A 24670-nucleotide genomic window follows, 5' to 3' on the forward strand; every position below is an offset into this window, starting at 1 on the left:
CAGGGGGTCCATGCCGCCCCTGGCGGTGACAGTGTCCGGAGCGTGGACGGGCCCGGGGTGGGGGGCCGGTATACAGTCCACGACGTGTTCTACGCGTGTGTGCGGGCGGTGGTGGCGCTGGCGCTGCGGCTCTTCTACCGGGTGAAGGTGAACGCCCCGGGCGAAGCGCCGTCCGGGCCGGTGCTCTTCGTGGGCAACCATCCGAACGGGCTCATCGACCCGGCGCTGGTGTTCATCCTCACGCGGCGCCAGGTGACGTTCATGGCCAAGGCGCCGTTGTTCAAGCTGCCCGTCATCGGCTGGCTGTTGAAGGGGCTGGACGCGCTGCCGGTGTACCGCAAGCAGGACGACCCGGCGCAGATGGGGCGCAACGAGGGCACGCTGGAGGCGGCGAAGGGCGCGCTCGTGCAGGGGCGGGCCATCACCATCTTCCCGGAGGGGAAGAGCCACTCGGAGCCGGAGCTGGCGGAGCTGAAGACGGGGGCGGCGCGCATCGCGCTCAACGCCGCGCGCGAGGGCGCCCCGGTGCGCATCGTCCCGGTGGGGCTCACCTACGCGGAGAAGAACGTCTTCCGCAGCGAGGTGCTCATCGACCAGGGCGCCCCCATCGACGTGACGGCCTTCCTGCCGGAGGACGCGGCGTCGGAGCAGGACGCGGTGCGCGCGCTGACGGAGCGGGTGGCGGAGGGCCTGCGCGCGGTGACGCTGAACCTGGAGCAGTGGGCGGACCTGCCGGTGGTGCGGGTGGCGGAGCAGCTCTACGCCTTCCGCCAGGGCGGCGCGCTGGACGCGGAGCGGCTGCGGCTGTGGGCGCGAGGGGTGCGGCTGTTCCGGACGCAGGAGCCGGAGCGCTACGCGCGCCTGCATCAGCACCTGTCCTCGTTCGGCCACCGGATGTCGCTGGTGCAGGCGTCGCGGCCGGAGGAGCTGTCCGTGGAGTACCGCCCGGGCAACGTGGTGCCGTTCGCGGTGAGGACGCTGGCGCGCCTGCTGTTCGGGCTGCCGCTGTTCGCGCTGGGGCTGGCGGTGTTCGCGCTGCCCTATCCGCTGCCCCGGATGGCGGCGCGCAGCGCGGAGCTGGACGTCCAGGCCACGGTGAAGTTCCTCACCGCGGCGGTGGTGTCCGTCGTGTGGTGGTGGGGCCTGACGGCGGTCGCGGCGGTGTGGGGCGGGTGGGCGTGGGGGTTGGGGACCTTCGTGGCCATCCCGCCGCTGGCGCTGTTCACGCTGTCGTTCGCGGAGCGCTGGGACGCCACCCGCCATGACCTGGAGCTGTTCTTCACGCTGGGCAACCGGAAGCGGCTGAAGGCCCGGCTGCTCGCGGAAGGGGAGCGGCTGGCGGTCGAGGTGGAGCGGCTGGCGGAGGAGTACCGGCCGAAGCTCGACGGCACCGTCGCGCGGTAGCAGGCGGCGTGGGCGGACCGGAAGATCCGCCGATGCCGTCGAAAGCCCCGCCCTCCTGTGGGCCCGGGTCCGGTCGTTAGGTTCCTCCTCCAAGGGAATCAACACCAGGAGCAGGGCAATGGCGGCATACGACGTGGTCATCGTGGGAGGCGGCCCGGGTGGGCTCAACGCCGCGCTGTATCTGGGGCGCGGGCGCAAGAAGGTGCTGCTCTGCGACGCGGGCCCGCCGCGCAACGCGGCGGCGGCGCACATGCACGGCTTCGGTTCGCGGGACGGCATCCCGCCCCCGGAGTTCCGGCGCATCAGCCGCGAGCAGTTGAAGGCCTACCCCAACGTGGAGGCGCTCGACACGCGCGTGGGCTCCGTGGAGAAGCACGAGGGCGGCTTCCGCGTGGCGCTGGGAGACGGCACGTCGGTGGACGCGCGGCGCCTGCTGCTGGCGATGGGCGTGGTGGACGTCATGCTGGACATCCCCGGCTACAAGGAGCTGTGGGGGCCCAGCATCTTCCAGTGTCCCTACTGTCACGGCTGGGAGGTCCAGGACCAACCGTTCGCCATGCTGGCGAAGAACCCGCAGTACCTGGACGGCGCCCCCATCATCCAGAACTGGTCGAAGGACCTCATCGTCTTCACCCACGGCGCCTTCGAGGTACCGCCGGAGCAGCGTGAAAGACTCCAGGCCCTGGGCATCCCGCTGGAGGAGCGGAGGATCCGCGCGCTGCACGGGAAGGACGGGCGCCTGGCGGAGGTGGAGCTGGAGGACGGGACGCGCATCGCCCGGAGCGTGATGTTCTCCGCGCCGCCGCAGCAGCAGCACGAGTTGGTGACGCGGCTGGGGCTCGCGCTGGATGACCTGGGCTACGTGAAGGTGGGCCCCACGGGAGAGACGTCCGTGCCCGGCGTCGTCGCGGTGGGCGACATGACGACGCCGATGCAGGCGGCCATCGCGGCGGCCAGCGCGGGCACCATCGCCGCGGCGATGATGAACCACGCCCTCATCCTGGAGGACGCGGACCGCCGCTACACGGAGGTGACGGGGAAGCCCGCACCGTCACGGCAGAAGGGGCACTGAGACGACGGGCCGTCAGTGCGCGGACGGCGCGCGGTGCTGCTTGCGCCACGCGGCGGGCGTGAGCCCCTCCGCGCGCCGGAACAGGCGGATGAAGTGCGTGGGGTCGGCGTAGCCCACGCGCTCCGCGATGATGTCCACGCGCTCGTCCGTGGACATCAGCCGCCGCCGCGCCTCCGCCATCCGCCCGGAGATGATCCACTCCACCACGCTGCGGCCCGTGGCCTGCTTCAGCGCGGTGGTGACGTGCGCGGGCGAGCGGCCCACGGCGGCGGCCACCTCGCGCAGCGAGATGGGCTCCAGGCAGTGCCGTTCGATGTACGAGAGCGCTTCCCCCGCGAGCGTCGGACGCGACTCCACGGGCGCCCACGTGCTGGAGCGGGCCACCTCCGCGAGCACCAGGGAGAAGAGGCTGCGCGTCACCTGCTCCCCCAGCGCGCGGTGCGGTGCGCGCGTCTCCGCGCGAAGCTCCGACAGCAGCCGCACCAGGTGCTCCTGCCGCCCGGACGGAATCGGCACCACGGCGGAGGCGCCCTGGCGCACGCGCTCGAAGGGCTCCAGCAGCGGCCCCACCTCCGTGTGCGTGAAGGCGGACGGATGGAACCCGAGCCCCCAGACCTCCGCCCGCTCGGACACCACCGTGCGGTGTTTCTCCCCCGCGGGGATGAGCATCACGTCGCCCGCGGACACCGTCAGCCGGGTGCGCTGGTCGATGACGGCCCGCCCGCCCGTGTAGAGCGCGAGCACGGCCTGCGGGTGAGAGGCGGCATGGGGGGAGGGCGCCTGCTGGGCATGGCCGCATGCGACGACCAGGGTGGTCGACGGCACCTCCCAGACGTGCACCGGCTGCGAATGCACGACCGCCACGAGCGCCTCGCTTCCTTCCCTGGCGGGCAGGGAACCTGCCCACGCCGTTGCCCCGGGCTCGGATGCGCTCCGGGCCCGGGCGTTTCAACTCAAACCTGCTGCGCGCGGGGCACGGCGTCCCGGAACAGCCTCGCGCCCACGAGCAGCGCCAGGCCGCCCAGCAGCACCGGCACCGCGTTGATGGCGATGGCGGTGTGGAGGCTGGACATGTCGGCGATCTGCCCGATGAGCGTGGGCGAGATGGCGTCGCCCAGCATGTGGATGCACAGCACGTTGAGGCCCATGGCGAAGGCGCGGAACGCGGGCGGCACGCAGTTGACGATGGCCGCGTTGATGGGGCCGCTGTTGAGGAAGATGAGGAACTGCGCCACGCCGATGGCCGCGAACGTCAGCGTCGTGTCCTTCAGGTTCACCGCCAGGTACATGCACGGCGCCGCGAGCATCAGGCCAATGCCGGACAGCCACAGCCCGCCGCCCGCGCGCTTGCGGTCCATCTTGTCGCCCAGCAAGCCGCCGGCCACGGTGCCGGTGAGGCCCGCCACCGCCGTGATGGCGCCGAACACCAGGCCCACGCGGCCCGGGTGCTCCAGCCACAGTTGCCGCTCACGCACCAGGTACGTGGGCATCCAGAACGCCAGGCCGCCAATGGAGAACGTCATCAGCGTGTAGCCCGCCGTCGTGGCCCAGAAGGCCATGTTGCGGCCCAGCCCCTTGAGGCCCTCCATGAAGGGCAGCTTCACCGCCGCGTCCGGCCCGTCCATGGCGCCGCGCTGGGGCTCCGGCATGAAGAAGGCCATGGCGCCCAGCACGAGCCCCGGCACGCCGCCCGCGAAGAACGCCGCGTGCCACGAATACGTCTGCGTCAGCCACCCGCCCAGGCCGTAGCCCATGGCGGAGCCCACCGGGATGGCGATGTAGAAGTACGACAGCATCCGCGTGCGCTGCTCGCGCGGATACAGGTCGGAGATGATGGACGGCGCCACCGCGCCATAGCCCGCCTCTCCAATGCCAATCACCGCGCGCGCCAGCAGGAGCGCCGTGAAGCTGGACGCCAGGCCGCTGGCCCCCGTGGCCAGGCTCCACAGGATGACGCCGCCCGCGACCAGGAGCCGGCGGGGGATGCGGTCCCCCAGGAAGCCGCCCAGGGGCGACGCCAGCATGAACACGATGATGAAGACGGTGCCCAGCAGGCCGGACTGCGCGTCGTTGATGCCGAAGTCCTTCTGAATCTCCGGCAGCGCGACGGCGATGATGTACCGGTCGAGGTAGTTGACCAGGTTGATCAGCGTGAGGATGAACAGCGCGTAGCCCGCGCGCACGGACTGCGTGGCGTGCGAGCGGGACGGAGCGACGGGGGAGGAGGCGTTCATGAGCGGGGGGCGCCGGAGCTGGAGCCGAAGCGGTACGCCAGCAGGCCCCAGCGCAGGCCGCGGTCGCTCACGCGGCACGCATCCAGGCCCAGCGCCTTCACCGCTTCGCGCAGGATGAGGGCCCCCGCGGGGATGACGTCCGCGCGCTTGGGCTGGAGGCCGGGCAGCGTCCGCCGCGCGTCCAGGGGCATGGCGCACAGTTGGTCCGTGAGCGCGTCCAGTTCGCCCCGGGACAGCGTGCCGCCGTGGACCGCCTCCGCGTCGTAGGTCGCCATCTGGTGCCGCACGGCGTACAGCGTCGTCACCGTGCCGGCCACGCCCACCAGCAACGCGCCCGGGGGCGGCGGGGGCAGGGCGGAGAAGGTGTCGCGCAGGTGCGCCTCGATGCCGCCGCGCTCATCCGGGGACAGCGGGTCGGTGCGCACGTAGCGCTCCGTGAGCCGCACGGCGCCCACGTCGAAGCTGTGGCGGAAGGCGACCGTGCCCGCGTCGCTGCCGTAGATGAACTCCGTGGACCCGCCGCCGATGTCCACCACCAGCAGCGGCCCCGCGGCCTCGGTGGCGAAGTCCTGGGCCACCGCCGCGAAGGACAACTGCGCCTCCATCTCCCCGGGGATGATCTCCACCGTCACGTCCGCGCGGGCCTTGGCCTGCGCGATGAAGTCCGCGCCGTTCTTCGCGTCGCGCGCGGCGCTGGTGGCGGACACGGCGATGGCTTCCGCGCCCAGCTCGCGGGCCTCGTTGGCGAAGGCCACCAGCACGGAGAGCGTGGCCTCCATGCCTTCGGAGGACAGCACGCGGCTCGTGTCCACGCCCCGGCCCAGGCGGGTGATCTCCGCGCGCTCCACCACGGCCTGGAAGCGCCCGTCCGGCTGGCGGTCCGCCACCAGCAGCAGCACGGAGTTGGTCCCGATATCGATGGATGCGAAGCGAGGCATGCCGCGAACACTACTCAACGCAGCAGCGCTTCCAAAGCGCGCGCCAGGGCCTCGTAGTCCGCCGGGGTGTTGTAGAGCTGCGCGGACAGCCGCAGGTGCCGCCGGGGCGCCCGGGGCCAGGCGGTGACGGGGATCTCGATGTGGTGCTCCTCGAACAGGCGCACGTGGAGGGGGTCCACGTAGAGCGGCGGCTCGGGGCGCTCCGGGAAGCCGTCCGGCAGGGCCACGCACGCCATGCTGCCCACCATGGACTCCGGGCACAGCGGCGCCGCGTTGCCCAGCTTCGCGTCCAGCCGCCGCCGGGCCGCCAGCACCTTCTCCCGGTTGGACTCCATCACCTCCGGCCACCCGCCCGGGACCAGCCCGCCCACGACGCGCAGGGCGGTGGGGATGCACAGGAAGGGCGTGGGGTCGAGCGTGCCCACCCAGTCGAACTCCAGCCGGAAGCGCGAGCGGTCCGTGCGCGGCGAGTTGTGCCCGTGGCTCACCACCAGCGGCTTGAAGCCCGGCTGCAGGTCGCGGCGCACGTACAGGAACGCGGCGCCCTTGGGCGCGCACAGCCACTTGTGGCAGTTGCCCGTGTAGTACGCCGCGCCCAGCGCCTGGAGCGCCAGCGGCACCATGCCCGGGCCGTGCGCGCCGTCCACCAGCGTCTCCACGCCCCGCTCGCGCATGCGGCGCACCAGCTCCGCCAGCGGCATGACCAGCGCCGTCTGGCTGGTGATGTGGTCCACGAGCAACAGCCGCGTGCGCGGCGTCACCTGAGCCATCACCGCGTCCACCACGGACTCCGGCGAAGTCACCGGCCAGGGCAGCTTCGCCACCACCACCTTCACGCCCTGCTCCGCGGCGGCCACGTCCAGCGCGTTCCTGGACGCGTTGTATTCGTTGTCGGTGGTGAGCAGCTCGTCGCCGGGCTGGAAGCGCAGGTTGCGCAGCACGGTGTTCACGCCCGTGGTGGCGTTGGACACGAACGCCAGGTCCTCCGCGTCCGCGCCCACGAAGGCCGCGAGCACCGCGCGCGCCTCGTCCAGGAGCGGCTCCGCCTCGCGGGCCAGGAAGCGCACGGGCTCCGCCTCCAGCCGCGCCCGCAGCTCCGACTGGTGCTGGAGCACCGCCGTGGGGCAGGCGCCGAACGAGCCGTGGTTGAGGAAGACGACCTGGGGGTCCAACCCCCAGTGGGCCTTGTGGGCGGGGAGGGGAGCGCTCATGGAGCGCGCAATGCACTCCGGCGCGTCCCCCCTGTCAACGGACGCCCGCCGTGGCGGACTACTTCGAAGCCGGGGCGGTGCCCCAGTCCGGGGTCAGCCAGTAGCCCTTCTCCATGGGCAGCGGCACCTGGTTGTTGCCGTCGGAGGTCATCACCCACAGGTGCGCGCCGCCGTTGCGGTTGGTGCTGAACATGATGAGCCGGCCGTTGGCGGAGAACGTGGGCTCCTCGTTGTTGCCCTGGTCCTGCGTGAGGCGCGTCACCTTGCCCGTGTCCACGTTGACGGTGAAGAGGTCGAAGGCGTTGCGCTCGTCGCGCGCGGTGAAGGCGATGAGGTCCCCGCGCGGCGACCAGTCCGGCGTCTGGTTGTAGTTGCCCTGGAAGGTGAGCCGCTTCACGCCGGAGCCGTCCGCGTTCATCACGTACACCTGCGGGCTGCCGCCCCGGTTGGACACGAATGCGATGCGCTTGCCGTCCGGCGACCAGGTGGGGCTGGTGTTGAGGCCGTAGGGCGTGTCCGTGACGGCCTTCGCGCCGGAGCCGTCCGCCGAGGCGACGTAGATCTGCGCGCTCTCACCCTCCGCCAGCGCGTAGGCGATGCGCTTGCCGTCCGGCGAGTACGCGATGCCCGTGGCCATCTGGCCTTCGGTCACCAGCGGCTTCGCCTCGCCGCCGGGGGACTGCACGTAGATGTCCGGCCGGTTCTTCCGGTAGGACGTGTAGGCCACCTGGCCGGACGGGCTGAGCGTGGGGAGGATGTGCGTGCCGCCCCTGGTGAGCGCCTGCGCGTTCATGCCGTCCCAGTCCGCCACGTACACGTCGCGGTTGGCGCCCGCCTTGCGCACGTAGGTGATGCGCGACAGGAAGGGGCTCGCCTCGCGGGTGAAGTGCCGGTAGAGCGCGTCCGCCAGCGCGTGCGCCAACTGCCGGGGCTCACCGGCCGGCGCGTCCTTGGCCACCTTCAGCTCCTCCTTGCCCGTGGCCACGCTGAACAGGCGCAACTCGCCGCGCAGCGCGCCGCCGTCCTGCGCGAGCGACACCTTCACCAGCGACTCCGCGCCCACGTCCGCCCAGCGGCTGAAGTTGATGCTGCCCGCCGTCATGCCCTCCTTGGCGTCCGCGGTGAAGCCCGCGCGGTCCAGCACCTGGAAGATGCCGGAGGCGGTGAGGTCGTACGTGAAGGCGGAGTCGAAGGTCTGCGCGGACTTCCTGTCCGCGCCCTCCTGCACCACGGGCGCGGGGGCCGCGAGCGGCAGCGGGCGGAAGTTCGCGCCGGAGATTTCGATGACGGGCGCCTGCGCCAGCACCAGCGCGGGGACGAGGAGGAGCGACAGCAGGAGGGCTTTCATGGGCTGAACACCAGGACGACGCCGTTCTTCTGGAGCGCGTCGCGAAGCGCGTCGGGGGGAGGAGAGAAGGGAGATGCCTTGCGCACGGCGGCCACCACCGCCGCGTCGAACAGCTCGTTGCCGCTGGCCTTGGCCAGGCTCACGTCCAGCACTTCGCCCGCGCGGCCCAGCCTCATGGCCACCTGCGCCTTGAGGTACAGGCGCTCCGCGTCGGGGATGGTGTCCGCCACGTTGTAGTGACGGCGCACCTGGGACTTCAGGAGGCCGTAGTACCGCTCGCCCTCCGCCACCGCGGAGTCACCGTCCGGGTCGCCGTCCTCGGCGCCCTCCAGCTCCTCCGGCTCCGTGGGCTTCGCGGACTTGTCGAACGCGCCGAAGAGCTTCTTGCGCCGGTCCTCCGCGCTCGCCTCCCCCTTCTGGGGCGCGGGCGCCGGGGCGGGCTTCACGCCGGGCACCGCCACGGCGGCGGGGGAGGGCGCGGGAGTCTCCGCGGGAGGCGTGGGCGTGGGCTTGGCCACGACCTCCTTGGGCGGCGGCTGCGCCACCTCCTTGCGCGGCAGGAGCTTGGGGTCGCGCGGCTTGCCCAGCCGCACCAGCGACGCGTTGATGGGCTTCTGGTCCAGGTTCACCTTCGGCGCGGACGTGAAGTTCGCGTAGAGGAGCGCCGCCGCGACCACCGCCACGTGCCCGACCACGGAGACGACGAGGAAGCGCGACAGCCGCGTGGGCCGTGAAACCAGCAGGCTGTGGGAGACCGCGGAACTCATGGGCTAGCGCTTCGCCTCCTTGGGCTTGCCCTTGGCGGGGGCCTTGCCGGAGTTGGACGCCTTGGAGCCCGTGGCGGGTTCCGTGATCATCCCCACGTTGGAGATGCCCGCGCGCTGGGCCGCGGCCATCACCTCCACCACCACGCCGTACGGCACGTCCCGGTCCGCGTGCAGATACACTTCCTTGTCCGCCTGCGCCTTGGCGTTGGCGGCGAGCTTCGTCTCCAGCTCCTCCAGCGCGACCTCCGCGTCCCCGATGTAGACCTTGCGCCCCGCGTCGATGGAGAGGACGACCTTCTTCTCCGTCGCCTCCACCGGGGCCGCCTTCGTCTCAGGGAGGTTCACCTTCACGCCCTGCTGGATGAGGGGCGCCGTCACCATGAAGATGATGAGCAGCACCAGCATCACGTCCACCATGGGCGTGACGTTGATCTCGCTCATGGTGGTGCGGCCACCGCCGCCCTTGCCTCCGCCCATGCCCATGTGACGGGTCCCCTAGCGGAAGAAGTGCCGCTTGATGATGTTGAGGAAGTCCGCGGAGAAGTTGGACATCTCCGTGTCGAAGACCTTGATGCGGCTGACGAACGAGTTGTACGCGACCACCGCCGGGATGGCCGCGAACAGCCCCGCCGCCGTGGCGAACAGCGCGTTGCCCACCGGCGCGGCCACCGTGGCCAGCGTCGCGTTGCCCTGCTCCGCGATGTTGTTGAACGCGCCCAGGATGCCAATCACCGTGCCGAACAGCCCCACGAATGGCGACGCGGCGCCCACCGTGCCCAGGAAGGACACGCGGTTCTCCAGCTCCGTGATCTGCGCCGTGGCCGCGCGGTTGAGCGCGCGCTCCACGTTCTCGATGCCGCCCAGCTTGGCGCTCATCGCGGCCTCGGCGCCGCCGTCCTGGGTCCCCGTCTGCGCCAGCTTGCTCAGCTCCTCGTAGCCCGCGCAGAACACCTTCGACAGCGGCGAGCCCTCCAGCTTCTGGGCGGACTGGTAGATGGCCTCCAACCGGGACGCCTTCCAGAACGTGTCTAGAAAGGTGAGCGACTGGGCGCGAGCACGCGACAACTGGGTGGCCTTCATGGCGATGAGGGCCCAGGAGGCGACCGACACGCCCATGAGGAGGAGGAGCACCGCGAGCTCGATGAACGACGCGTCGCGGATGATCTCCACGTAGTTCATGGCGCCAAAGGCCAGGGGCAGGTGGGGTATCATGGGGTCCAGCGCGTAACATTCCGTCCTCGGGTGGGTCAAACCCGCTTACGACGCCCGGTTGCTTTGGACGGCACTGAATAATTCCCGGGGTTGGTCGTCTGGAGGGTTGTTCCGGGCCGACGACCTCAACCATCCCGAACCACGGATGCCCATCATGAACGCGAGAACGCTCGCCGCATTCCTCTGTCTCTCCTCTGGCCTCACCGGCTGCATCGTTGAAAGCAACCACCCGCGCTACCCCGGTGACGTGCGGATGTCGTGGAGCTTCGACGGCGCCACCTGCGGCCAGATGCGGAACATCGACGGGGTGGACATCTACATCGACGGGGAGATCCTGGAGAATGGCGGCCAGTATCCCTGCTCGGCGAACGGCTTCGACGGCATCGTCCTGCACGACTTCGCGCCCGGCACGTACTCGTTCAGCGCGGAGGCGGTGGACTACGACGGCGTGGCCGTCTACTCGTACCGCGGGACCTTCACGGTGGACGGCAACGTGGCCGTGCCCATCAACTTCAACACGGGCCGCACCGGCGCCACCTCCTACGCCTATGTGAACTGGCTGTTCCCCACGGAGGCGGGCACGTCCTACCCCACCTGCGGCCAGGCCGGCGTGGCCTATGTGGATGCCCGCGTGGATGACGGCCCGTGGGGGCGCTTCAACTGCAACGAGGGCAGCCAGGGCCGCTACGTGGAGACGCCGGAGCTCGCCCCCGGGCAGCACTACCTGGAGGTCGTCGGCGTCGACGCGTACGAGCGGCCGCTCTACTACTACGGCGGCGGCTTCACCTCGCAGGCCGGCATCCCGGCGTCCATCACGGCGAACACCTGGGTCATTGGCGGCGCCGCGGTGGGCTGGCAGCTCTATGAAGGCGCCACGCGGCTGAGCTGCGGGCAGGCCGGCGTGGCGGAGGTGGGCATCAACTTCCAGGACGTGCACACCAACGAGTGGGTCTACGGCGAGGCGGGCCAGTGGTTCTCCTGCAACGAGTCCCCGGCCATCTTCGAGTTCCTGCGCCCCGGTGAGTACTTCGTGTCGCTGCAGGCGAACGGCACGGGCGGCCGGCGCTACATCTCGCCCCGGGGTGCGGACATGCTGAGCCTGCGCGTCTACGCCCACGACTTCCCCAGCGCGTCGGAGGCCGCCATCGCTCCGCTCGACCGCGTGCAGTAGTCGCTGGGGCCCACCCGGAACGGGCCGCACGAAAGGGTCGGAGGCCTTCCAGGCTTCCGGCCCTTCGTGCGTTCCAGGGGGCGTTGGCATCAAACGTGATAGGGACTCACCCCATGCGGCAAGACAGCCACGGTCCCATCGGCGTGTTCGACTCCGGCATCGGAGGCCTCACGGTCCTCAAGGCGCTCATGGCGCGGCTCCCCCACGAGCGCACGCTGTACCTGGGGGACACGGCGCGCGTGCCCTACGGCACCAAGTCCGGCGAGGTGGTGACGCGCTACTCGCTGAAGAACGCGGAGTTCCTCCTGGAGCGCGGCATCAAGCTGCTGGTGGTGGCGTGCAACACGGCCTCCGCCGCGGCGCTGCCCGCCCTCCAGGCCGCGCTGCCGGTGCCGGTGCTGGGCGTGATTGAGCCCGGGGCCCGCACGGCGCTCCAGCGCACCCGGGGCGGCGGGGTGGGCGTCATCGGGACGCCGGGCACCGTGCGCTCCGGCGCGTACCAGCGCGCGCTGGAGGCGGGAGACCCGAAGGTCTCGGTGAAGGCGAAGGCGTGCCCGCTCTTCGTGCCCCTGGCGGAAGAGGGGTGGACCCACGGCGACGTGCCGCTGCTGGTGGCCCGCGAGTACCTGGCCGGCTTCGCGCGCGACGGGGTGGACACGCTGGTGCTGGGCTGCACCCACTACCCGCTGCTCAAGGGCGTCATCGCGGAGGTCGTGGGGCCGCACGTGTCGCTGGTGGACTCGGCGGAGGCCACGGCGGAGGCGGTGGCGCGGCTCCTGGGGGAGAAGGACCTCCTGGCGCCAGCGTCCGTGGGCGCGCCCGAGCACGCCTTCTTCGTCACCGACGTGCCGGAGCGCTTCGTGGAGGTGGGGGCCCGCTTCCTGGGGCGCCCCATCCCTTCCGCGGAGCAGGTGGACCTGCGCTTCTAGGCGGCCTGGCCGCCCCTGGCCCGGCCCTCAGCGCACGGGGGGCGTGGAGACGCTCGCCGTGGGCTCCTCCGCGGAGGACTTGAGCAGCTCCTTGGCGGCCTGGAGGACGGGCAGCTCCTGGGCGCCGTCCACGGCGACGAGCGCCTGGGCGGCCTCCGTGCCGATGTCGTCCTGGCGCGGAAGCTGGCCGGTGGCCCAGGTGATGAGCCGCTCCATCAGCGGGAAGAAGTGGATCACCTTCAGCGGCCGGTTCATCCAGCCCACGGTGATGCAGTAGTACTGGTTGAAGGGCTTGGTGTGGTGGATGCGGTGGTGGTCCGGCGGCAGGATGAGGTGCACGCGCTGCAGGAAGCCGATGATCGCGGGCGGCTCATCCAGGTGCGACCACTTGTGGAACTGGTTGGTCGCCATCACCCAGAAGATCATCGCGCCCAGGAACGCGGCCAGGAACACCCAGCCCGGGCCGGCGAGCGGGATGGCCACCGCCAGCGCCGCCACCGGCAGCGACACCAGGCAGTTGTTGCCGTTGGTCTCCACGAAGTCGTGGCGGGTGATGGCCTTCTCGTCCACGTGGTGCTCGCGGAAGGGGCGGATGAACGCCTTGCCCAGGATGGGCATCTCCGTGGAGCCCCACGTGTCGCCCATCCAGTGGACCACGCCGGACACGAAGTCCGCGGCCAGGTAGCCCAGCACCACCGCCAGGGTCAGCATCCACGGCCCGGTGTGGTGGGTGCTCCAGAGCTTGTAGACGAGCGCGCTCTCCAGGCCCACGAACGCGATGATGGAGGCGATCTCCATGGCGCGGATGGCGGGCGAGTAGCCCTGCGCGAGCGCCTGGGCATCCTGCAGGCGGACCTTGTCCGCGATGGTGTCCGGCTTCTTCATCGGTGGTGTTCCGGTCCGCGGCAGGGAGGAAGGGACTGACGGCGCGATCGTCAGAGGGGTTTACGTACCCCAGGGCGTTTCGGCTTTTCAACAGAGGCGCCCATGCCCGCCAGGCTGGTGTCCCCGTGCGGATCCGTACACCGAGCGTCGCGGGAGGTGGCGGACGCACACCCCGGGAAGCGGGCAGGCACGCGTAAAAGAGGTGCGGGACGCGTGACGCTTACCTTGTGAAGCCTGGACCCCGCTGCTACGGTGCCCGACCTCGGCAATGGCGAAAACCTTCGAAAAAGCCGTCACCGGCTTCAATCACAACATCAAGCACAAGGGGAAGGTCTACCACGTCCAGACCGAGGACTCGGGCGTCAACAACCCCCACATCATCACCCACCTGTTCGTGGGCGGGAACATCCTCGCGTCCAAGAAGACGTCCTACGCGGACATCCTCAACGCGGAGAACCTGGCGGAGGTCGTGCGCGAGTTGATGGAGGAGCAGCACAAGGAGATGCTGCGCAACCTCATCAACGGCGTGTACGACAACTACGAGTCCACGGTCCGTTCGTACCAGCCGGGTCAGCTCGCCACGGACGCGGAGATGGCCGCGCAGCCGAAGCTGCCGCCGCAAGCGCCCGCGCAGCCGCGCCCCCCCACGCCGCCTCCGCCGCCCGCCGCGGCGACCGGCTCGCAGCTCCCTCCGGAAGTGGCCGCCGCGCGCGCCCTCAAGGAGAAGCCGCGCATCAACGAGGTGGGCGTGGAGACGCTCTTCGGAGAGGACCTCATCTCCGAGAAGAGCCTGGACGAGGTCATCCTCAGCTACCTGGCGAGCGAGGGCGAGCCCTCCTAAGGCCGCACCCGCGGTGCCACCCCCTGGCCACGCCCGGCCCGTTCCTGGGCGGGCTCCGGGGGCGTGGTACGCTGCCCGGAGGGCTCGCGCTTCTCCGGTCATGATCCAGTTCTTCCACGTCTACAAGGCGTATCCCGGCGATCCGCCGGTGTTGCAGGACATCAACCTGAACGTGGAGAAGGGCGAGTTCGTCTTCCTCACCGGCCCGTCCGGCGCCGGGAAGACGACGCTGCTCAAGCTCATCTTCTGCGGGGAGAAGGCCACCAAGGGGCAGATATTGGTGGGCGGCAAGAACATCGCGCGCATCCGCGAGTCGGCGGTGCCGTACCTGCGGCGCAACATCGGCGTGGTGTTCCAGGACTTCAAGCTCCTGCCCCACCGCAGCGTCGCGGACAACGTGGGCTTCACGCTGGACGTGCTGGGCGTGCCCCGCCCGGAGGCGCGGGAGAAGGTGCTCCGGATGCTCAAGCGGGTGGGGCTGGAGCACAAGGCGAACTCGCTGCCCCTGCGGCTGTCCGGTGGAGAGCAGCAGCGCGTGGTCATCGCGCGCGCGCTGGTGAACGACCCCACCATCCTCCTGGCGGACGAGCCCACGGGCAACCTGGACCCGGCGCTCACCGTTGAAATCATGGACCTGCTCACGGACATCAACATCCGGGGCACCACGGTGATGGTGGCCACGCACGACGCCACGCTCCTGTCGCGCTACCAGAAGCGCACGGTGCGCCTGGAGCGCGGGCTCATCGTCTCCGACGAGGACGGCGTCAAGGCGGCGCGGCGGATGCTGGTATGAGCGTGCTGTCGAAGGCGGCCTACTTCTGGCGCTCGGCGGCCGGGGGGCTGAAGCACTCGCCCTTCGTGCACTTCATCGCCGTGTCCACCATCGCCATCGCGCTGTTCGCGGCGGGGCTGGCGCGGGGCGCGTCGCACGTGGTGGACAACCTGCTCGCGTCGCTGGGCGGCGAGGTGGAGGTGACGCTCTACCTGGCGCCGCAACTGGGCGAGGACGAGGTGCACGGCGTCCACACGCGCGTGGTGGAGCTGAGCCACGGCGAGGTGACGGTGGTGCCGCCGGAGGCGGCGCTCAAGCGGCTCAGGAGCGAGCTGGGCGACCTGGGCGAGGCGCTGTCGGAGCTGCCGGAGAACCCGCTGCCCGCGACGCTGGAGCTGCGCGTGCCGGAGGCTCGCCGCTCCCCCGCGGCGCTGGCGGCGCTGGCGAAGGAGCTGCGCGCGCTGCCCGGCGTCACCGGCGTGGACTACGGCGAGGCCGCGGTGGAGCGGCTGTCCGCCATCGCCCGCGCGCTGAGCTTCGGGGCGCTGGTGGCGCTGGTGGTGGTGCTGGGGACGACCATCGTCATCGTCGCGGCCACGCTCCAACTGGCCATCTATTCGCGGCGCGAGGAGATTGAAATCCAGAAGCTGGTGGGCGCCACGGACCGCTTCGTGAAGGCGCCGTTCCTCCTGGAGGGGCTGCTGCAGGGGCTGCTGGGCGCGCTGCTGGCGGTGGGCGGGCTGTGGCTCTTCGGGCGGCTTCTGGGGCCCACGCTGGGCTCGCTCTTCGCGTTCCTCCTGGGGCCGGGCGTGGCCGCGCCGTGGGTGGAGACGCGCACCGCGCTGGAGCTGCTCGCGGCCGGCTGCGCGCTGGGGCTGGGCGGCAGCTTCGTCGCGGTGGGGCGCTTCCTGCGCGTATGAGACCGGGCGCGGAGGGCACCGCGGCAGGGCTGTGGTCGCGTCTCGGGGCGGCGCATCCCTGGCGTCGCGGCGGAGCGCTGTCCTCGCGCATGCGGCGCTTCACGTGGCTCTGGGCGCTGCTGTGCGCGAGCGCCGCGTTCGCCCAGCATGACGAGGAGTCGGAGCGCGCGGCCATCCGAGAGAAGCTGGCCGCGCAGCGCGCGACGCTGGCCCTGGTGGAGGCGAAGAAGCTCTCCGTGCTGGAGGGCATGGAGCTGATGGAGGACATGGCCGCCTTCTCCCGCCGCCGCGTGCGCGCGCTGGAGGGCGACCTGAACCTCTTCCGCCGCCGCGTCGCGCTCGCGGAGCGCGAGGAGGCCGTGCTGCGCGAGGCCCTGCGCGCCCAGTTGCGCCGGCTGTCCCCGCGCCTGCGCACCCTGTACCGGCTCCAGCGCCGCCGCCCGCTGGAGGTGCTCCTGTCCGCGGACGACTTCGCCGCGCTCATGTGGCGCGCCCGCGCGCTGGAGGCCAGCATGGCGGGCGACCTGGAGCTCCTGCGCACCGTGCAGCACGTGGCCACCCTCCAGCGGCAGGCGACGCTGGAGCTGAAGCGGCTGCACACGTCCCTGGCGCAGCGCGTGGCCTTCCTCCAGCAGCAGTCCAAGCAGGCCCAGGCGCAGCAGGAGGCGCTGGAGGAGGTGGTGGGGAGGCTGGCCGGCGAGGCGGAGCTGGCGAAGCGCGCCGTGCGCGAGCTGGAGGGCGCGGACGCGGAGCTCGCCCGCATGCTGGCGGACCTGCACGAGGCCCCCGCGACGAGCGGCTTCGGCGCGCTGAAGGGCAAGCTGCCCCGGCCCGTGGCCGGCATCGTGGAGGTGGGCTTCGGCCGCGTGGTGAACCCGCGCTTCAACACCGTCACCGTGCAGAAGGGCGTGGACATCCGCGCCCCGGCGGGCACCCCCGTGCACGCGGTGGCGGAAGGGACCGTCGTCTACGCGGGCTGGCTGCGCGGCTACGGCAACCTGCTCATCGTCGACCACGGCGACGACTTCCACACCCTGGTCGCCCACCTCTCCACCATCGCCGTCGCCGTGGGCGCTCGCGTGGCCCCGGGGGACGTGGTGGGGGAGGTGGGGGACACCGGCTCCCTCAAGGGCGCCTACCTGTACTTCGAGGTCCGCCGCGCCGGGCAGGCTGTCGACCCCGCCCCCTGGCTGGCCCCAGCCACCGCGGCTGCCGGGGCGCCGTGACACTGTCCGCTCTGATGCGCTGCGTCCAAGGGGCGGGCGCGTTAGAAGTGGGTGGTCATTGGTGGACGAAGGAGGCCCTCGCGTGGACCTGATGGGTGGGATGCAGGAAGCGATGCGCCGCGTGCTGGTGGCGCGGGGCGTGGCGTCGGAGATGGTGAGCGTGGGTGGGCAGGCGGTGCACCACTACGCGCTGGAGGGGCAGGGCAAGGGGCCTCCGGTGGTGCTGGTGCACGGGCTGGGCGGATCCGCCAACGGCTTCGGCCGCACGTTCTTCGGGCTGGCGAAGCGCTTCTCCCGCGTGCTCGCGCCGGACCTGCCGGGCCACGGCTTCTCCGGCGAGTACTGCGGCGGCCCCACCTGCGTGCGCAGCCAGTTCGACGTGCTGCGCGCCTACTTCGAGGACGTGGTGAAGACGCCCGCCCTCGTGGTGGGCAACTCGCTGGGCGGGGCCATGGCCGTCAACCTAGCCTCCGAGCATGCGGCCTGGGTGAAGGCGCTGGCGCTGGTGGCCCCCGCGGGCGCGGAGCTGACGCCGCAGGCGCTGTCGGCGCTGCTGGGGCACTTCGCGGTGAAGTCGAGCGCGGACGTCCGCGCCCTGACGCGCAAGCTCTTCCACCAGCCGCCCCTGGGCGCGCTGCTGCTCGCGCCGGCGCTGCGCAAGCTCTACACGACGCCCACGGTGCAGGCGCTCGCGGCGGACGCGCTCGCGACGCAGGCGAGCATCGCGCCCCAGGCGGTGCGGGACCTGAAGATGCCGGTGCTCTTCCTGTGGGGCGGCAGCGAGCGGCTCCTGCCGCCGGAGATCCTCGCCTGGTACCGGCAGCACCTGCCCGCCCAGGCGGAGGTGCACGTGGTGGAGGGCTTCGGCCACGTGCCGCAGATGGAGCGGCCGGACGCGTTCGTGTCCCACCTGGTGGGCTTCGCGGACCGGACCCGCCTCTAAGGGCGGGAATCGTCCGGCGGGCCGGGTGTAGACTCGGGGGCCTTGCGACGGCCCCTTCCACCCGACCCCCGAGGACGCGCTCCCGTGACCCGTTTCCCGAAGCCGTGGCGCGTGGGATTCGCCGCGCTCCTGTTGTGGGGCGCGCCCGTGCTCGCGCAGAAGCCGGGGGACGCGGCCGACCGGGAGGAGTCCGCGTACCGCCAACTGGAGCTGTTCGCGCGGGTGCTCTCCTACGTGGAGAACAACTACGTGGAGAGCGTGGACCGCAAGACGCTCATCCAGGGCGCCATCCAGGGGATGCTCGACACGTTGGATCCGCACACCGTCTTCATGCCTCCGGAGGTCTTCCGGGAGATGAAGATCGACACGTCCGGCGAGTTCGGCGGCCTGGGCATTGAAATCGCGCGCAAGGGCGACCGGCTGGTGGTGGTGGCGCCCATCGACGACACGCCCGCGGCGCGCGCGGGCATCAAGGCCGGGGACGAGCTGCTCGCCATCGACGGGGAGAGCACCCAGGGCATGGACCTGGGCCGCGCGCTCCAGAAGATGCGCGGGCCGGCGGGGGGCCGCGTGCTGCTCACGCTCATGCGCGCGGGCTTCAACGCGCCCCGGGAGCTGGCCATCCTGCGCGACCACATCCGCATCGTGTCCGTGGAGAGCGCGCTCTACGACGGCATCGGTCACGTGAAGGTGAAGAACTTCCAGGACCGCACGGACCAGTCACTGAAGAAGGAGCTGGACCGGCTGCGCGCGCTCAACGGCGGCAGGGAGCTGGACGGGCTGGTGCTGGACCTGCGCAACAACCCCGGTGGCCTGTTGGATCAGGCCGTGGCCATGAGCGACCGCTTCCTGCCGGGCAACCTGCCCATCGTGTCCACGCGCGGGCGGGACGGCCGCAACGCCTCCGAGGAGAGGAGCCGCGACCGCGACACGGAGAAGGACTACCCGCTGGTGGTGCTGGTCAACGCGGGCAGCGCCTCCGCGTCGGAGATCGTCGCGGGCGCGCTCCAGGACCACGGCCGCGCGGTCATCATGGGCACGCAGACCTTCGGCAAGGGCAGCGTGCAGACCATCATCGAACTGGAGGACGGCTCCGGCCTGAAGCTCACCATCGCGCGCTACTACACGCCCAAGGGCCGCAGCATCCAGGAGAAGGGCATCACCCCGGACTTCCTGGTGCCGGAGGACGCCTCCGGGAAGGCGGCGAGCGAGGCGCCCCGGGAGAAGGACCTGCGCCGCCACTTCAAGGCGGAGCCGTCCCAGACGACGTCGGAGGTCGCCACCCAGCCCCGGACCCTGCCCGCGAACCTGAAGGACTGGGCGGTGACGGCGAAGCTCGCGGATCCACAACTGAAGGTGGCGCTCAACTACCTCCATGGGTTGGCGCCAGGGCCCGCGTCCCGGGCCACCGGGAGCACCGCGGGTCGCTGAAACCCCCTTTCGAGGTGGCGTTCCGCCTCGCAGTGCGTGTAATGCGCACAGCAACGAGGGAGACCGGATGCGACGTCCTTTCAATCGCGCGCTGCACGCGACGCTCAGTGGCTGGCTGGTGGGAGTGCTGGCCGTGGGCCCCGCCGCCGCGCAGCAGCAACACGTACCGCTGCGGCTGATGCCGCGAACGCTGCCGACGGCGGCGGGCCCCCGCGTGGCGGTGGTGGCCATTCCCGTGGATGCCTCGCTGGAGGGTGAGGCGCTGGCGCTGGCGCACTGGGCGGAGCAGGCCGTGGCCCGCTCCGGCCGGCTGGAGCTGGTGCGGCTGACGGACGCGCTGGACCCCCAGGGCGCGAGCGCGCGTCAGGCGAAGGCCGTGGAGGGCAACGCCGCGTTCAAGGACGGCGCGAAGGCCTACGACGAACTGGACACCGTGAAGGCGCTCCAGAGCTTCGACAAGGCGGTGAAGGCCTACGAGCAGTCGGACCTGTCGCGCGCGTTCCCGCTGCTCAGCCGCGCGCGGGTGATGAAGGCCGCGACGCAGGTGGCCAACGGGGAGAACAAGGCCGCGGAGCTGGAGATGCGCGGCGTGCTCGCGGTGGATCCGCGCGCCACGTTCAATCCCAACTTCTTCCCGCCCGAAGAGGTCGCCTTCGTGGAGAAGGAGCGCAAGGCGCAGGTGGAGGGCGCGCAGGCCACGCTGAACGTGAGCACGCAGCCCGCCGCCGCGCAGGTGTTCGTGGACGGCACCTACCGGGGCGTGTCCCCGCTGGCGCTCACGGGCCTGACGCGCGCGGACCACTACGTGACGCTGGTGGCGCCGGGCTACACCGTGACGGAGGGCCGGGCGCGCGAGGGCGAGTCCTCCTTCTCCCTCACGAAGCTGCCGGTGCAGCAGCGCTATGCCGCGCTCGTGGAGCGCATCGCGAAGAACGCCGACGACGAGGAGCGGGACAAGGCGCTGCAGGAGCTGGGCGCGCTCGCGGACGTGCCGCAGGTGCTGGCGCTGCTGGTGCGCGGCGGTCCGGGCAACGCGCCGCTGACCGTCACCGGCCTGCGCATGGACGTGGCGGACGGCCACAACCTGTCCTACGCGCTGGGCCAGGTGCCGCGCGGCGAGGCGATGGCCACGGGCTCGGAGGCGCTGCTGACGGGGCTGGTCGGCCAGGACGCGGCGCGCGTGGACGGCAAGCCGGTGAAGCACTTCGCCAGCGGCGGAGGCGTGAGCCGCCGCACCGCGGGCTACGTGCTGCTCGCCACGGGCGTGGCGCTGCTGGCGGGCGGCATCTACTTCGGCCTGGAGGCCTCCTCCAAGGCGGACGCGTTCAAGACCGCGCCGCAGGGCAGCACGCGCGCGGAGGACCTGAAGAGCACCGGCAAGACGTACGCGCTGGTGGCGGACATCGGCGTGCTGGCGGGCCTGGTGTCCGCGGGCGCCGGCAGCTACCTGGCGTTCTACAAGAAGGGTGGGGGCTCGTCGTCCAGCGCCCCCGCGAGCCCTCCGGCCAAGGCCGCCGCGCCGGTCCGCGAGGAGAAGCCCCTGGAGCAGGCGCTGCCCATGCCGCCCCCGCCCGCCACCAAGGCGGAGCCGGCCCCCAAGGCGAACGCCACGCCCACGCCCGCCGCCGAGCCGGCTCCGGCGAACAATCCCCCGCCCCCTGTCTTCGAGCCGCCCCCGACGCCGCCGCCCGCGCCGCCCGCGAAGAAGATGACGCGCAAGGAGCGCGAGGCCGAGGCGAAGCGCCAGCGCGCGGAGGAGGCCCGCCTCAAGCGCGAGGAGGAGCAGCGCCAGAAGGAGGAGGAGGCCCGCCGCAAGCAGGAGGAAGAGGCGAAGCGCAAGGCGGACGAGGAGGCGAAGCGCAAGGCGGAGGAAGAGGCCCGGCGCAAGCGCGAGGAAGAGAAGAAGCGCCCCAAGCTCGACGAAGACGATCTCCGGAACTACTAGCCATGCGCCGCCTTTCATCGCTCATCGTTCCCTCGGCCCTCGTCCTGGGCCTGTCCGCCTGCAGCCTGCTCGTCAGCTTCGACCCCGAAGGGCAGCCCTGCGACCGCGGCCAGTGCCTGGAGGGCTACGTCTGCCGCGACCAGGTCTGCACCGCCGAGGACGCCACCCCCTCCGACGCTGGCACGTCCGACGCCGGCACCACCGACGCCGGTGGTGACCCGGACGCCGGCCTCGAGGATGGCGGGCTGCTGTCCGACGGCGGCGCCGGCGACGGGGGCTGAAGTCCCTCTTGCCGGACCCGGCCTCGCGTCCCCTGCCTCCAGGGGCGCGGGGCGCGGCGCCCTGTCAGCACTCCCGCACGTGGCCCGGGGGCCGCGCCGTGTCCCCCCGGACACGGCCGCCTGCCGCCCCGGGCCCCGGGAAACCCCCGTCATTCCAGTCACTTGAACGCGACGTCCGCGCCGGGGAGCACTTCCGGTGCGTGGCATCATCCGTGCTCTGACGCGGGCCCAAGGAGGCATCATCGACATGGGCAAGCGCGTGGGAGTGCTGATGGGCGGGTGGGGCGAGGAGCGGGAGATTTCGCTCAAGACGGGGGAGGCCGTGGTGGCGGCCCTGGAGACCCTGGGGCACACCGTCACCCGCGTCTTCGCGGGCCCGGGCCTGGACCGGGCGCTGCGCGCGGCGGACATCGACGTGGCCTTCCTCGCGCTGCACGGCCGCATGGGCGAGGACGGCCGCGTGCAGGGCCTCCTGGAGCTGCTGGAGATTCCGTACACCGGCTCCGGCGTGCTGGCCTCCGCGCTGGCCATGGACAAGCCCATGGCGAAGAAGCTCTTCCAACTGCACAACCTGGCCTCGCCGCGGGGCTACCGGGTGGCCCGCGAGGACGCGGAGCGCGCGCTGGCGCTGCACGGCGACAGCGGCTTCCCCTGCGTGGTGAAGCCCGCGAAGGGCGGCTCGTCCGTGGGCCTGTCCGTGGTGCATGACGCCGGGGCGCTGGTGCCCGCGGTGGTCCAGGCGTGCCGCTTCGGCGGCGAGGCCCTGGTGGAGCGCTTCGTCCAGGGGCAGGAGGTGACGGTGGGCATCCTCGGCGACAGCGTGCTGGGGAGCTGCGAGGTGTCCTACCCGCGCGAGGGCTTCGACTACGAGGCCAAGTACAAGGGCGGCGGCGCCCAGTACTTCCTGCCGCCCCGCCTGTCCGACACCCGCCGCGTCAACGTGGAGACCCTGGCCCTCGCCGCGTACCGCGCCCTGGGCTGCCGGGGCTACGGCCGCGTGGACCTGATGTGCTCCGACACGGAGAACGACGTGGTGCTGGAGGTGAACACCCTGCCGGGCTTCACCCCCACCAGCCTCCTGCCGAAGATCGCCGCCCGCGCGGGCCTGGACTTCCCCGCGCTGGTGCAGGGCGTGCTGGACCGCGCCACCCGCGACGAGTCCCACGTCGCGGAAGGCTTCGCTGTCGCGCCCGCCGCTCCCGTGCCCCTGCGCGCCGCGCGCTAGGTCCTCTGGCGCTCGGAGCACCTGGGACGTCGTCCCGGCATCGCCCCGACGCAGGGAAGAAGGGGGTGACAACCTGCGTCAAAACCGCCGCTGAAGGCCTCTCGAATCCGGGGAATAGTTTGACACGACCCGGGTGGCTCCCTATTGTCCGCCGGCGATCAGTAGCCGGAAGGTCAAAGCCCTGTCTTTTCGGGCACATACGGGGCGGGGCTCAGCAGACCCACAGGCGGCGGTCAGCGTGAGCGGTCGGTCGGCATGCCGCCACGTCTGGTAGGACCGCTGGCGCCAGTGCCAGCGGGAGGGGCTGAGCGTCACCGATGACCACCGTCGAGATCATCTTCCTGGCAGTCTACTTCAGCTTGCTGAGCGTGCTGGGAGTCTACGGCTCCCACCGCTACCGCATGGCGTTTTTGTACTACCGCCACAAGTTCAAGCTGCCGACGCCCAACGGCACGCTGAAGGCGCTGCCACGCGTCACCATCCAGTTGCCCATCTTCAATGAGATGTACGTGGTGGAGCGCCTGGTGGAGTCGGTGTGCCGCATCGACTACCCGCGCGAGCTGCTGGAGATCCAGGTGCTGGACGACTCCACGGATGAGACGTGCGCCATCGCGCGCGCCTGCGTGGAGCGCCACCGGCAGAAGGGCCACGACATCGTCTACATCCACCGCGTCAACCGCCAGGGCTTCAAGGCGGGCGCGCTGGAGAACGGCCTCAAGCTGGCCACGGGCGAGTACGTGGCGGTGTTCGACGCGGACTTCGTCCCCAGCCCGGACTTCCTGATGCGCACGGTGCCCTTCTTCGCGGACGCGAAGGTGGGCATGGTGCAGGTGCGCTGGGGCCACCTGAACCGTGAGTTCTCCATCCTCACGCAGGCGCAGAGCATCTTCCTGGACGGGCACTTCATCATCGAGCACACCGCGCGCAACCGCGCCGGCTGCTTCTTCAACTTCAACGGCACCGCGGGCATCTGGCGCCGCAGCACCATCTCCGACGCGGGCGGCTGGCAGCACGACACGCTCACGGAGGACCTGGACCTGTCCTACCGCGCCCAGCTCAAGGGCTGGCAGTTCATCTTCCTGCCGGAGGTCATCTCCCCCGCGGAGGTGCCGGTGGACATGAACGCCTTCAAGAGCCAGCAGCACCGCTGGGCCAAGGGCTCCATCCAGACGGCGAAGAAGCTGCTCCCCACCATCCTCAAGAGCGACCTGCCGCTGCTGGTGAAGCGCGAGGCCTTCTTCCACCTCACCAACAACATGGCCTACCTGTTGATGGTGCTCCTGTCCGTGCTGATGCCCATCAGCATGGTGGTGCGCTTCCAGCACGGCCTGTACGGCACGCTGTTCCTGGACCTGCCGTTCTTCATCACCGCGACGGCCAGCGTCTGCGTCTTCTACGTGGCCGCCCAGCGCGAGCGCGGCGTGAAGGGCTGGGAGCGCTTCAAGTACCTGCCCTTCCTGATGAGCCTGGGCATCGGCCTGGCCATCAACAACGCGAAGGCCGTGGGCGAGGCGCTGCTCAACCAGCAGTCGGGCTTCGCGCGCACGCCGAAGACGGGCGCCGAGGGCAAGAGCGTCAAGGCCGTGAAGAAGAGCTACCGGGGCAGCAAGACGCTGATGCCGGTGGTGGAGCTGCTCTTCGCCGCCTACTTCACCGGGGCGCTGTGGTTCGCCATCGACTCGCGCATCTACACGTCGGTGCCCTTCATCATCCTGTTCCTGGCGGGCTTCCTCTACGTGGGCGTGTCCAGCCTGCTGCAGGGCCTGGCGGGCCGGGCGAAGGCGCCGGACGCCGCCCCCGCCGTGGCGTCCTCGGAGGAGCAGCCGCGCCAGGCTGCCTGAGCCGTCCGCGCCTCGCTTCCCGCCGTCCCCCTCGCGCCGCCGCTTCCCTCCTGGAACTCCAGGGCGGGGAGGGC

At 71.3% G+C, this 24670-nt stretch carries 23 protein-coding genes; 14 read left to right on the forward strand and 9 right to left on the reverse strand.

Annotated features, from left to right (window positions below):
• Positions 1-84 precede the first annotated feature (84 nt).
• Entirely contained in the window at positions 85-1404 is a 1320-nt protein-coding gene (locus tag K8612_RS01580; protein WP_223761022.1) for a lysophospholipid acyltransferase family protein, read from the forward strand.
• A 118-nt stretch (positions 1405-1522) separates the two neighbouring features.
• Positions 1523-2476: an NAD(P)/FAD-dependent oxidoreductase gene (locus K8612_RS01585; protein ID WP_223761023.1), complete on the forward strand. Its 954-nt coding sequence runs from the start codon at positions 1523-1525 to the stop codon at positions 2474-2476.
• 12 nt (positions 2477-2488) lie between these two features.
• On the opposite strand, the gene K8612_RS01590 is transcribed toward K8612_RS01585, so the two are convergent.
• The 8 genes from K8612_RS01590 to K8612_RS01625 all read right to left on the reverse strand — a co-directional run bounded on the left by K8612_RS01590 (position 2489) and on the right by K8612_RS01625 (position 10186).
• A complete protein-coding gene (locus K8612_RS01590) occupies positions 2489-3340 on the reverse strand; it encodes an AraC family transcriptional regulator (RefSeq protein WP_223761024.1) in 852 nt (283 codons plus the stop codon).
• A gap of 89 nt (positions 3341-3429) precedes the next feature.
• Positions 3430-4710, reverse strand: coding sequence for an MFS transporter (locus K8612_RS01595; RefSeq protein WP_223761025.1), 1281 nt, complete (start codon positions 4708-4710; stop codon positions 3430-3432).
• Complete coding sequence (locus tag K8612_RS01600; RefSeq protein WP_223761026.1) at positions 4707-5648, reverse strand: Ppx/GppA phosphatase family protein; 942 nt, start codon at positions 5646-5648, stop codon at positions 4707-4709. Before K8612_RS01600 ends, K8612_RS01595 begins: the two co-directional genes overlap by 4 nt.
• A gap of 14 nt (positions 5649-5662) precedes the next feature.
• Positions 5663-6859 (reverse strand): aminotransferase class V-fold PLP-dependent enzyme, encoded by a 1197-nt coding sequence (locus K8612_RS01605; RefSeq protein WP_223739978.1) that lies wholly within the window; start codon positions 6857-6859, stop codon positions 5663-5665.
• 58 nt (positions 6860-6917) lie between these two features.
• On the reverse strand, positions 6918-8207 hold the full coding sequence (locus K8612_RS01610) for an LpqB family beta-propeller domain-containing protein (protein WP_223761027.1): 1290 nt from the start codon (positions 8205-8207) through the stop codon (positions 6918-6920).
• Positions 8204-8974 carry a cell envelope integrity protein TolA gene (locus K8612_RS01615; protein WP_223739976.1) on the reverse strand — a complete coding sequence of 257 codons (771 nt, stop codon included), beginning with the start codon at positions 8972-8974 and terminating at the stop codon, positions 8204-8206. Before K8612_RS01615 ends, K8612_RS01610 begins: the two co-directional genes overlap by 4 nt.
• 3 nt (positions 8975-8977) lie before the next feature.
• Positions 8978-9457, reverse strand: coding sequence for a protein TolR (gene tolR / locus K8612_RS01620; RefSeq protein WP_223739975.1), 480 nt, complete (start codon positions 9455-9457; stop codon positions 8978-8980).
• 12 nt (positions 9458-9469) lie between these two features.
• A complete protein-coding gene (locus tag K8612_RS01625) occupies positions 9470-10186 on the reverse strand; it encodes a MotA/TolQ/ExbB proton channel family protein (RefSeq protein WP_120622972.1) in 717 nt (238 codons plus the stop codon).
• A gap of 154 nt (positions 10187-10340) precedes the next feature.
• On the opposite strand from K8612_RS01625, the gene K8612_RS01630 reads away from it, so the two are divergent.
• Both K8612_RS01630 and murI read left to right on the forward strand, forming a co-directional pair.
• Positions 10341-11357 (forward strand): hypothetical protein, encoded by a 1017-nt coding sequence (locus K8612_RS01630; protein WP_223761028.1) that lies wholly within the window; start codon positions 10341-10343, stop codon positions 11355-11357.
• A 113-nt stretch (positions 11358-11470) separates the two neighbouring features.
• A complete protein-coding gene (gene murI, locus K8612_RS01635; RefSeq protein WP_223739973.1) occupies positions 11471-12286 on the forward strand; it encodes a glutamate racemase in 816 nt (271 codons plus the stop codon).
• A gap of 27 nt (positions 12287-12313) precedes the next feature.
• On the opposite strand, the gene carF is transcribed toward murI, so the two are convergent.
• Complete coding sequence (gene carF / locus K8612_RS01640; RefSeq protein ID WP_223761029.1) at positions 12314-13171, reverse strand: plasmanylethanolamine desaturase; 858 nt, start codon at positions 13169-13171, stop codon at positions 12314-12316.
• Between the two features lie 268 nt (positions 13172-13439).
• On the opposite strand from carF, the gene K8612_RS01645 reads away from it, so the two are divergent.
• The 10 genes from K8612_RS01645 to K8612_RS01690 all read left to right on the forward strand — a co-directional run bounded on the left by K8612_RS01645 (position 13440) and on the right by K8612_RS01690 (position 24596).
• Positions 13440-14012, forward strand: coding sequence for a hypothetical protein (locus K8612_RS01645; protein WP_223761030.1), 573 nt, complete (start codon positions 13440-13442; stop codon positions 14010-14012).
• 100 nt (positions 14013-14112) lie between these two features.
• Positions 14113-14805 (forward strand): cell division ATP-binding protein FtsE, encoded by a 693-nt coding sequence (ftsE, locus tag K8612_RS01650; protein ID WP_206876490.1) that lies wholly within the window; start codon positions 14113-14115, stop codon positions 14803-14805.
• Positions 14802-15704, forward strand: coding sequence for an ABC transporter permease (locus tag K8612_RS01655; protein WP_223739970.1), 903 nt, complete (start codon positions 14802-14804; stop codon positions 15702-15704). The genes ftsE and K8612_RS01655 overlap by 4 nt, the downstream gene beginning before the upstream one ends.
• 89 nt (positions 15705-15793) lie before the next feature.
• Positions 15794-16930 (forward strand): peptidoglycan DD-metalloendopeptidase family protein, encoded by a 1137-nt coding sequence (locus tag K8612_RS01660; RefSeq protein WP_223761031.1) that lies wholly within the window; start codon positions 15794-15796, stop codon positions 16928-16930.
• A gap of 82 nt (positions 16931-17012) precedes the next feature.
• A complete protein-coding gene (locus tag K8612_RS01665) occupies positions 17013-17873 on the forward strand; it encodes an alpha/beta fold hydrolase (protein WP_223761032.1) in 861 nt (286 codons plus the stop codon).
• A gap of 84 nt (positions 17874-17957) precedes the next feature.
• Positions 17958-19304 carry a S41 family peptidase gene (locus tag K8612_RS01670; RefSeq protein ID WP_373692070.1) on the forward strand — a complete coding sequence of 449 codons (1347 nt, stop codon included), beginning with the start codon at positions 17958-17960 and terminating at the stop codon, positions 19302-19304.
• Positions 19305-19371: 67 nt separating this feature from the next.
• The gene (locus K8612_RS01675; protein ID WP_223761033.1) at positions 19372-21249 is read left to right on the forward strand and encodes a PEGA domain-containing protein; all 1878 of its coding nucleotides are present in this window, start codon (positions 19372-19374) and stop codon (positions 21247-21249) included.
• Positions 21250-21251: 2 nt separating this feature from the next.
• On the forward strand, positions 21252-21530 hold the full coding sequence (locus tag K8612_RS01680) for a hypothetical protein (protein ID WP_223761034.1): 279 nt from the start codon (positions 21252-21254) through the stop codon (positions 21528-21530).
• A gap of 247 nt (positions 21531-21777) precedes the next feature.
• The gene (locus K8612_RS01685; protein WP_223761035.1) at positions 21778-22755 is read left to right on the forward strand and encodes a D-alanine--D-alanine ligase; all 978 of its coding nucleotides are present in this window, start codon (positions 21778-21780) and stop codon (positions 22753-22755) included.
• Positions 22756-23072: 317 nt separating this feature from the next.
• Positions 23073-24596 (forward strand): cellulose synthase family protein, encoded by a 1524-nt coding sequence (locus tag K8612_RS01690; protein ID WP_223739963.1) that lies wholly within the window; start codon positions 23073-23075, stop codon positions 24594-24596.
• Positions 24597-24670 lie beyond the last annotated feature (74 nt).

The organism is Corallococcus sp. AS-1-6 (assembly GCF_020037015.1).
Classification (GTDB): domain Bacteria; phylum Myxococcota; class Myxococcia; order Myxococcales; family Myxococcaceae; genus Corallococcus.

Excerpts from the sequence above, each read along its gene's own strand:
- K8612_RS01595 (WP_223761025.1), bottom strand. The coding sequence starts at position 4,710 with ATGAACGCCTCCTCCCCCGTCGCTCCGTCCCGCTCGCACGCCACGCAG.
- ftsE (WP_206876490.1), top strand. The coding sequence starts at position 14,113 with ATGATCCAGTTCTTCCACGTCTACAAGGCGTATCCCGGCGATCCGCCG.
- K8612_RS01605 (WP_223739978.1), bottom strand. The coding sequence starts at position 6,859 with ATGAGCGCTCCCCTCCCCGCCCACAAGGCCCACTGGGGGTTGGACCCC.
- K8612_RS01585 (WP_223761023.1), top strand. The coding sequence starts at position 1,523 with ATGGCGGCATACGACGTGGTCATCGTGGGAGGCGGCCCGGGTGGGCTC.
- K8612_RS01615 (WP_223739976.1), bottom strand. The coding sequence starts at position 8,974 with ATGAGTTCCGCGGTCTCCCACAGCCTGCTGGTTTCACGGCCCACGCGG.
- K8612_RS01630 (WP_223761028.1), top strand. The coding sequence starts at position 10,341 with ATGAACGCGAGAACGCTCGCCGCATTCCTCTGTCTCTCCTCTGGCCTC.
- carF (WP_223761029.1), bottom strand. The coding sequence starts at position 13,171 with ATGAAGAAGCCGGACACCATCGCGGACAAGGTCCGCCTGCAGGATGCC.
- murI (WP_223739973.1), top strand. The coding sequence starts at position 11,471 with ATGCGGCAAGACAGCCACGGTCCCATCGGCGTGTTCGACTCCGGCATC.
- K8612_RS01655 (WP_223739970.1), top strand. The coding sequence starts at position 14,802 with ATGAGCGTGCTGTCGAAGGCGGCCTACTTCTGGCGCTCGGCGGCCGGG.
- K8612_RS01660 (WP_223761031.1), top strand. The coding sequence starts at position 15,794 with ATGCGGCGCTTCACGTGGCTCTGGGCGCTGCTGTGCGCGAGCGCCGCG.
- K8612_RS01600 (WP_223761026.1), bottom strand. The coding sequence starts at position 5,648 with ATGCCTCGCTTCGCATCCATCGATATCGGGACCAACTCCGTGCTGCTG.
- K8612_RS01680 (WP_223761034.1), top strand. The coding sequence starts at position 21,252 with ATGCGCCGCCTTTCATCGCTCATCGTTCCCTCGGCCCTCGTCCTGGGC.
- K8612_RS01685 (WP_223761035.1), top strand. The coding sequence starts at position 21,778 with ATGGGCAAGCGCGTGGGAGTGCTGATGGGCGGGTGGGGCGAGGAGCGG.
- K8612_RS01625 (WP_120622972.1), bottom strand. The coding sequence starts at position 10,186 with ATGATACCCCACCTGCCCCTGGCCTTTGGCGCCATGAACTACGTGGAG.
- tolR (WP_223739975.1), bottom strand. The coding sequence starts at position 9,457 with ATGGGCATGGGCGGAGGCAAGGGCGGCGGTGGCCGCACCACCATGAGC.
- K8612_RS01645 (WP_223761030.1), top strand. The coding sequence starts at position 13,440 with ATGGCGAAAACCTTCGAAAAAGCCGTCACCGGCTTCAATCACAACATC.
- K8612_RS01610 (WP_223761027.1), bottom strand. The coding sequence starts at position 8,207 with ATGAAAGCCCTCCTGCTGTCGCTCCTCCTCGTCCCCGCGCTGGTGCTG.
- K8612_RS01690 (WP_223739963.1), top strand. The coding sequence starts at position 23,073 with ATGACCACCGTCGAGATCATCTTCCTGGCAGTCTACTTCAGCTTGCTG.
- K8612_RS01675 (WP_223761033.1), top strand. The coding sequence starts at position 19,372 with ATGCGACGTCCTTTCAATCGCGCGCTGCACGCGACGCTCAGTGGCTGG.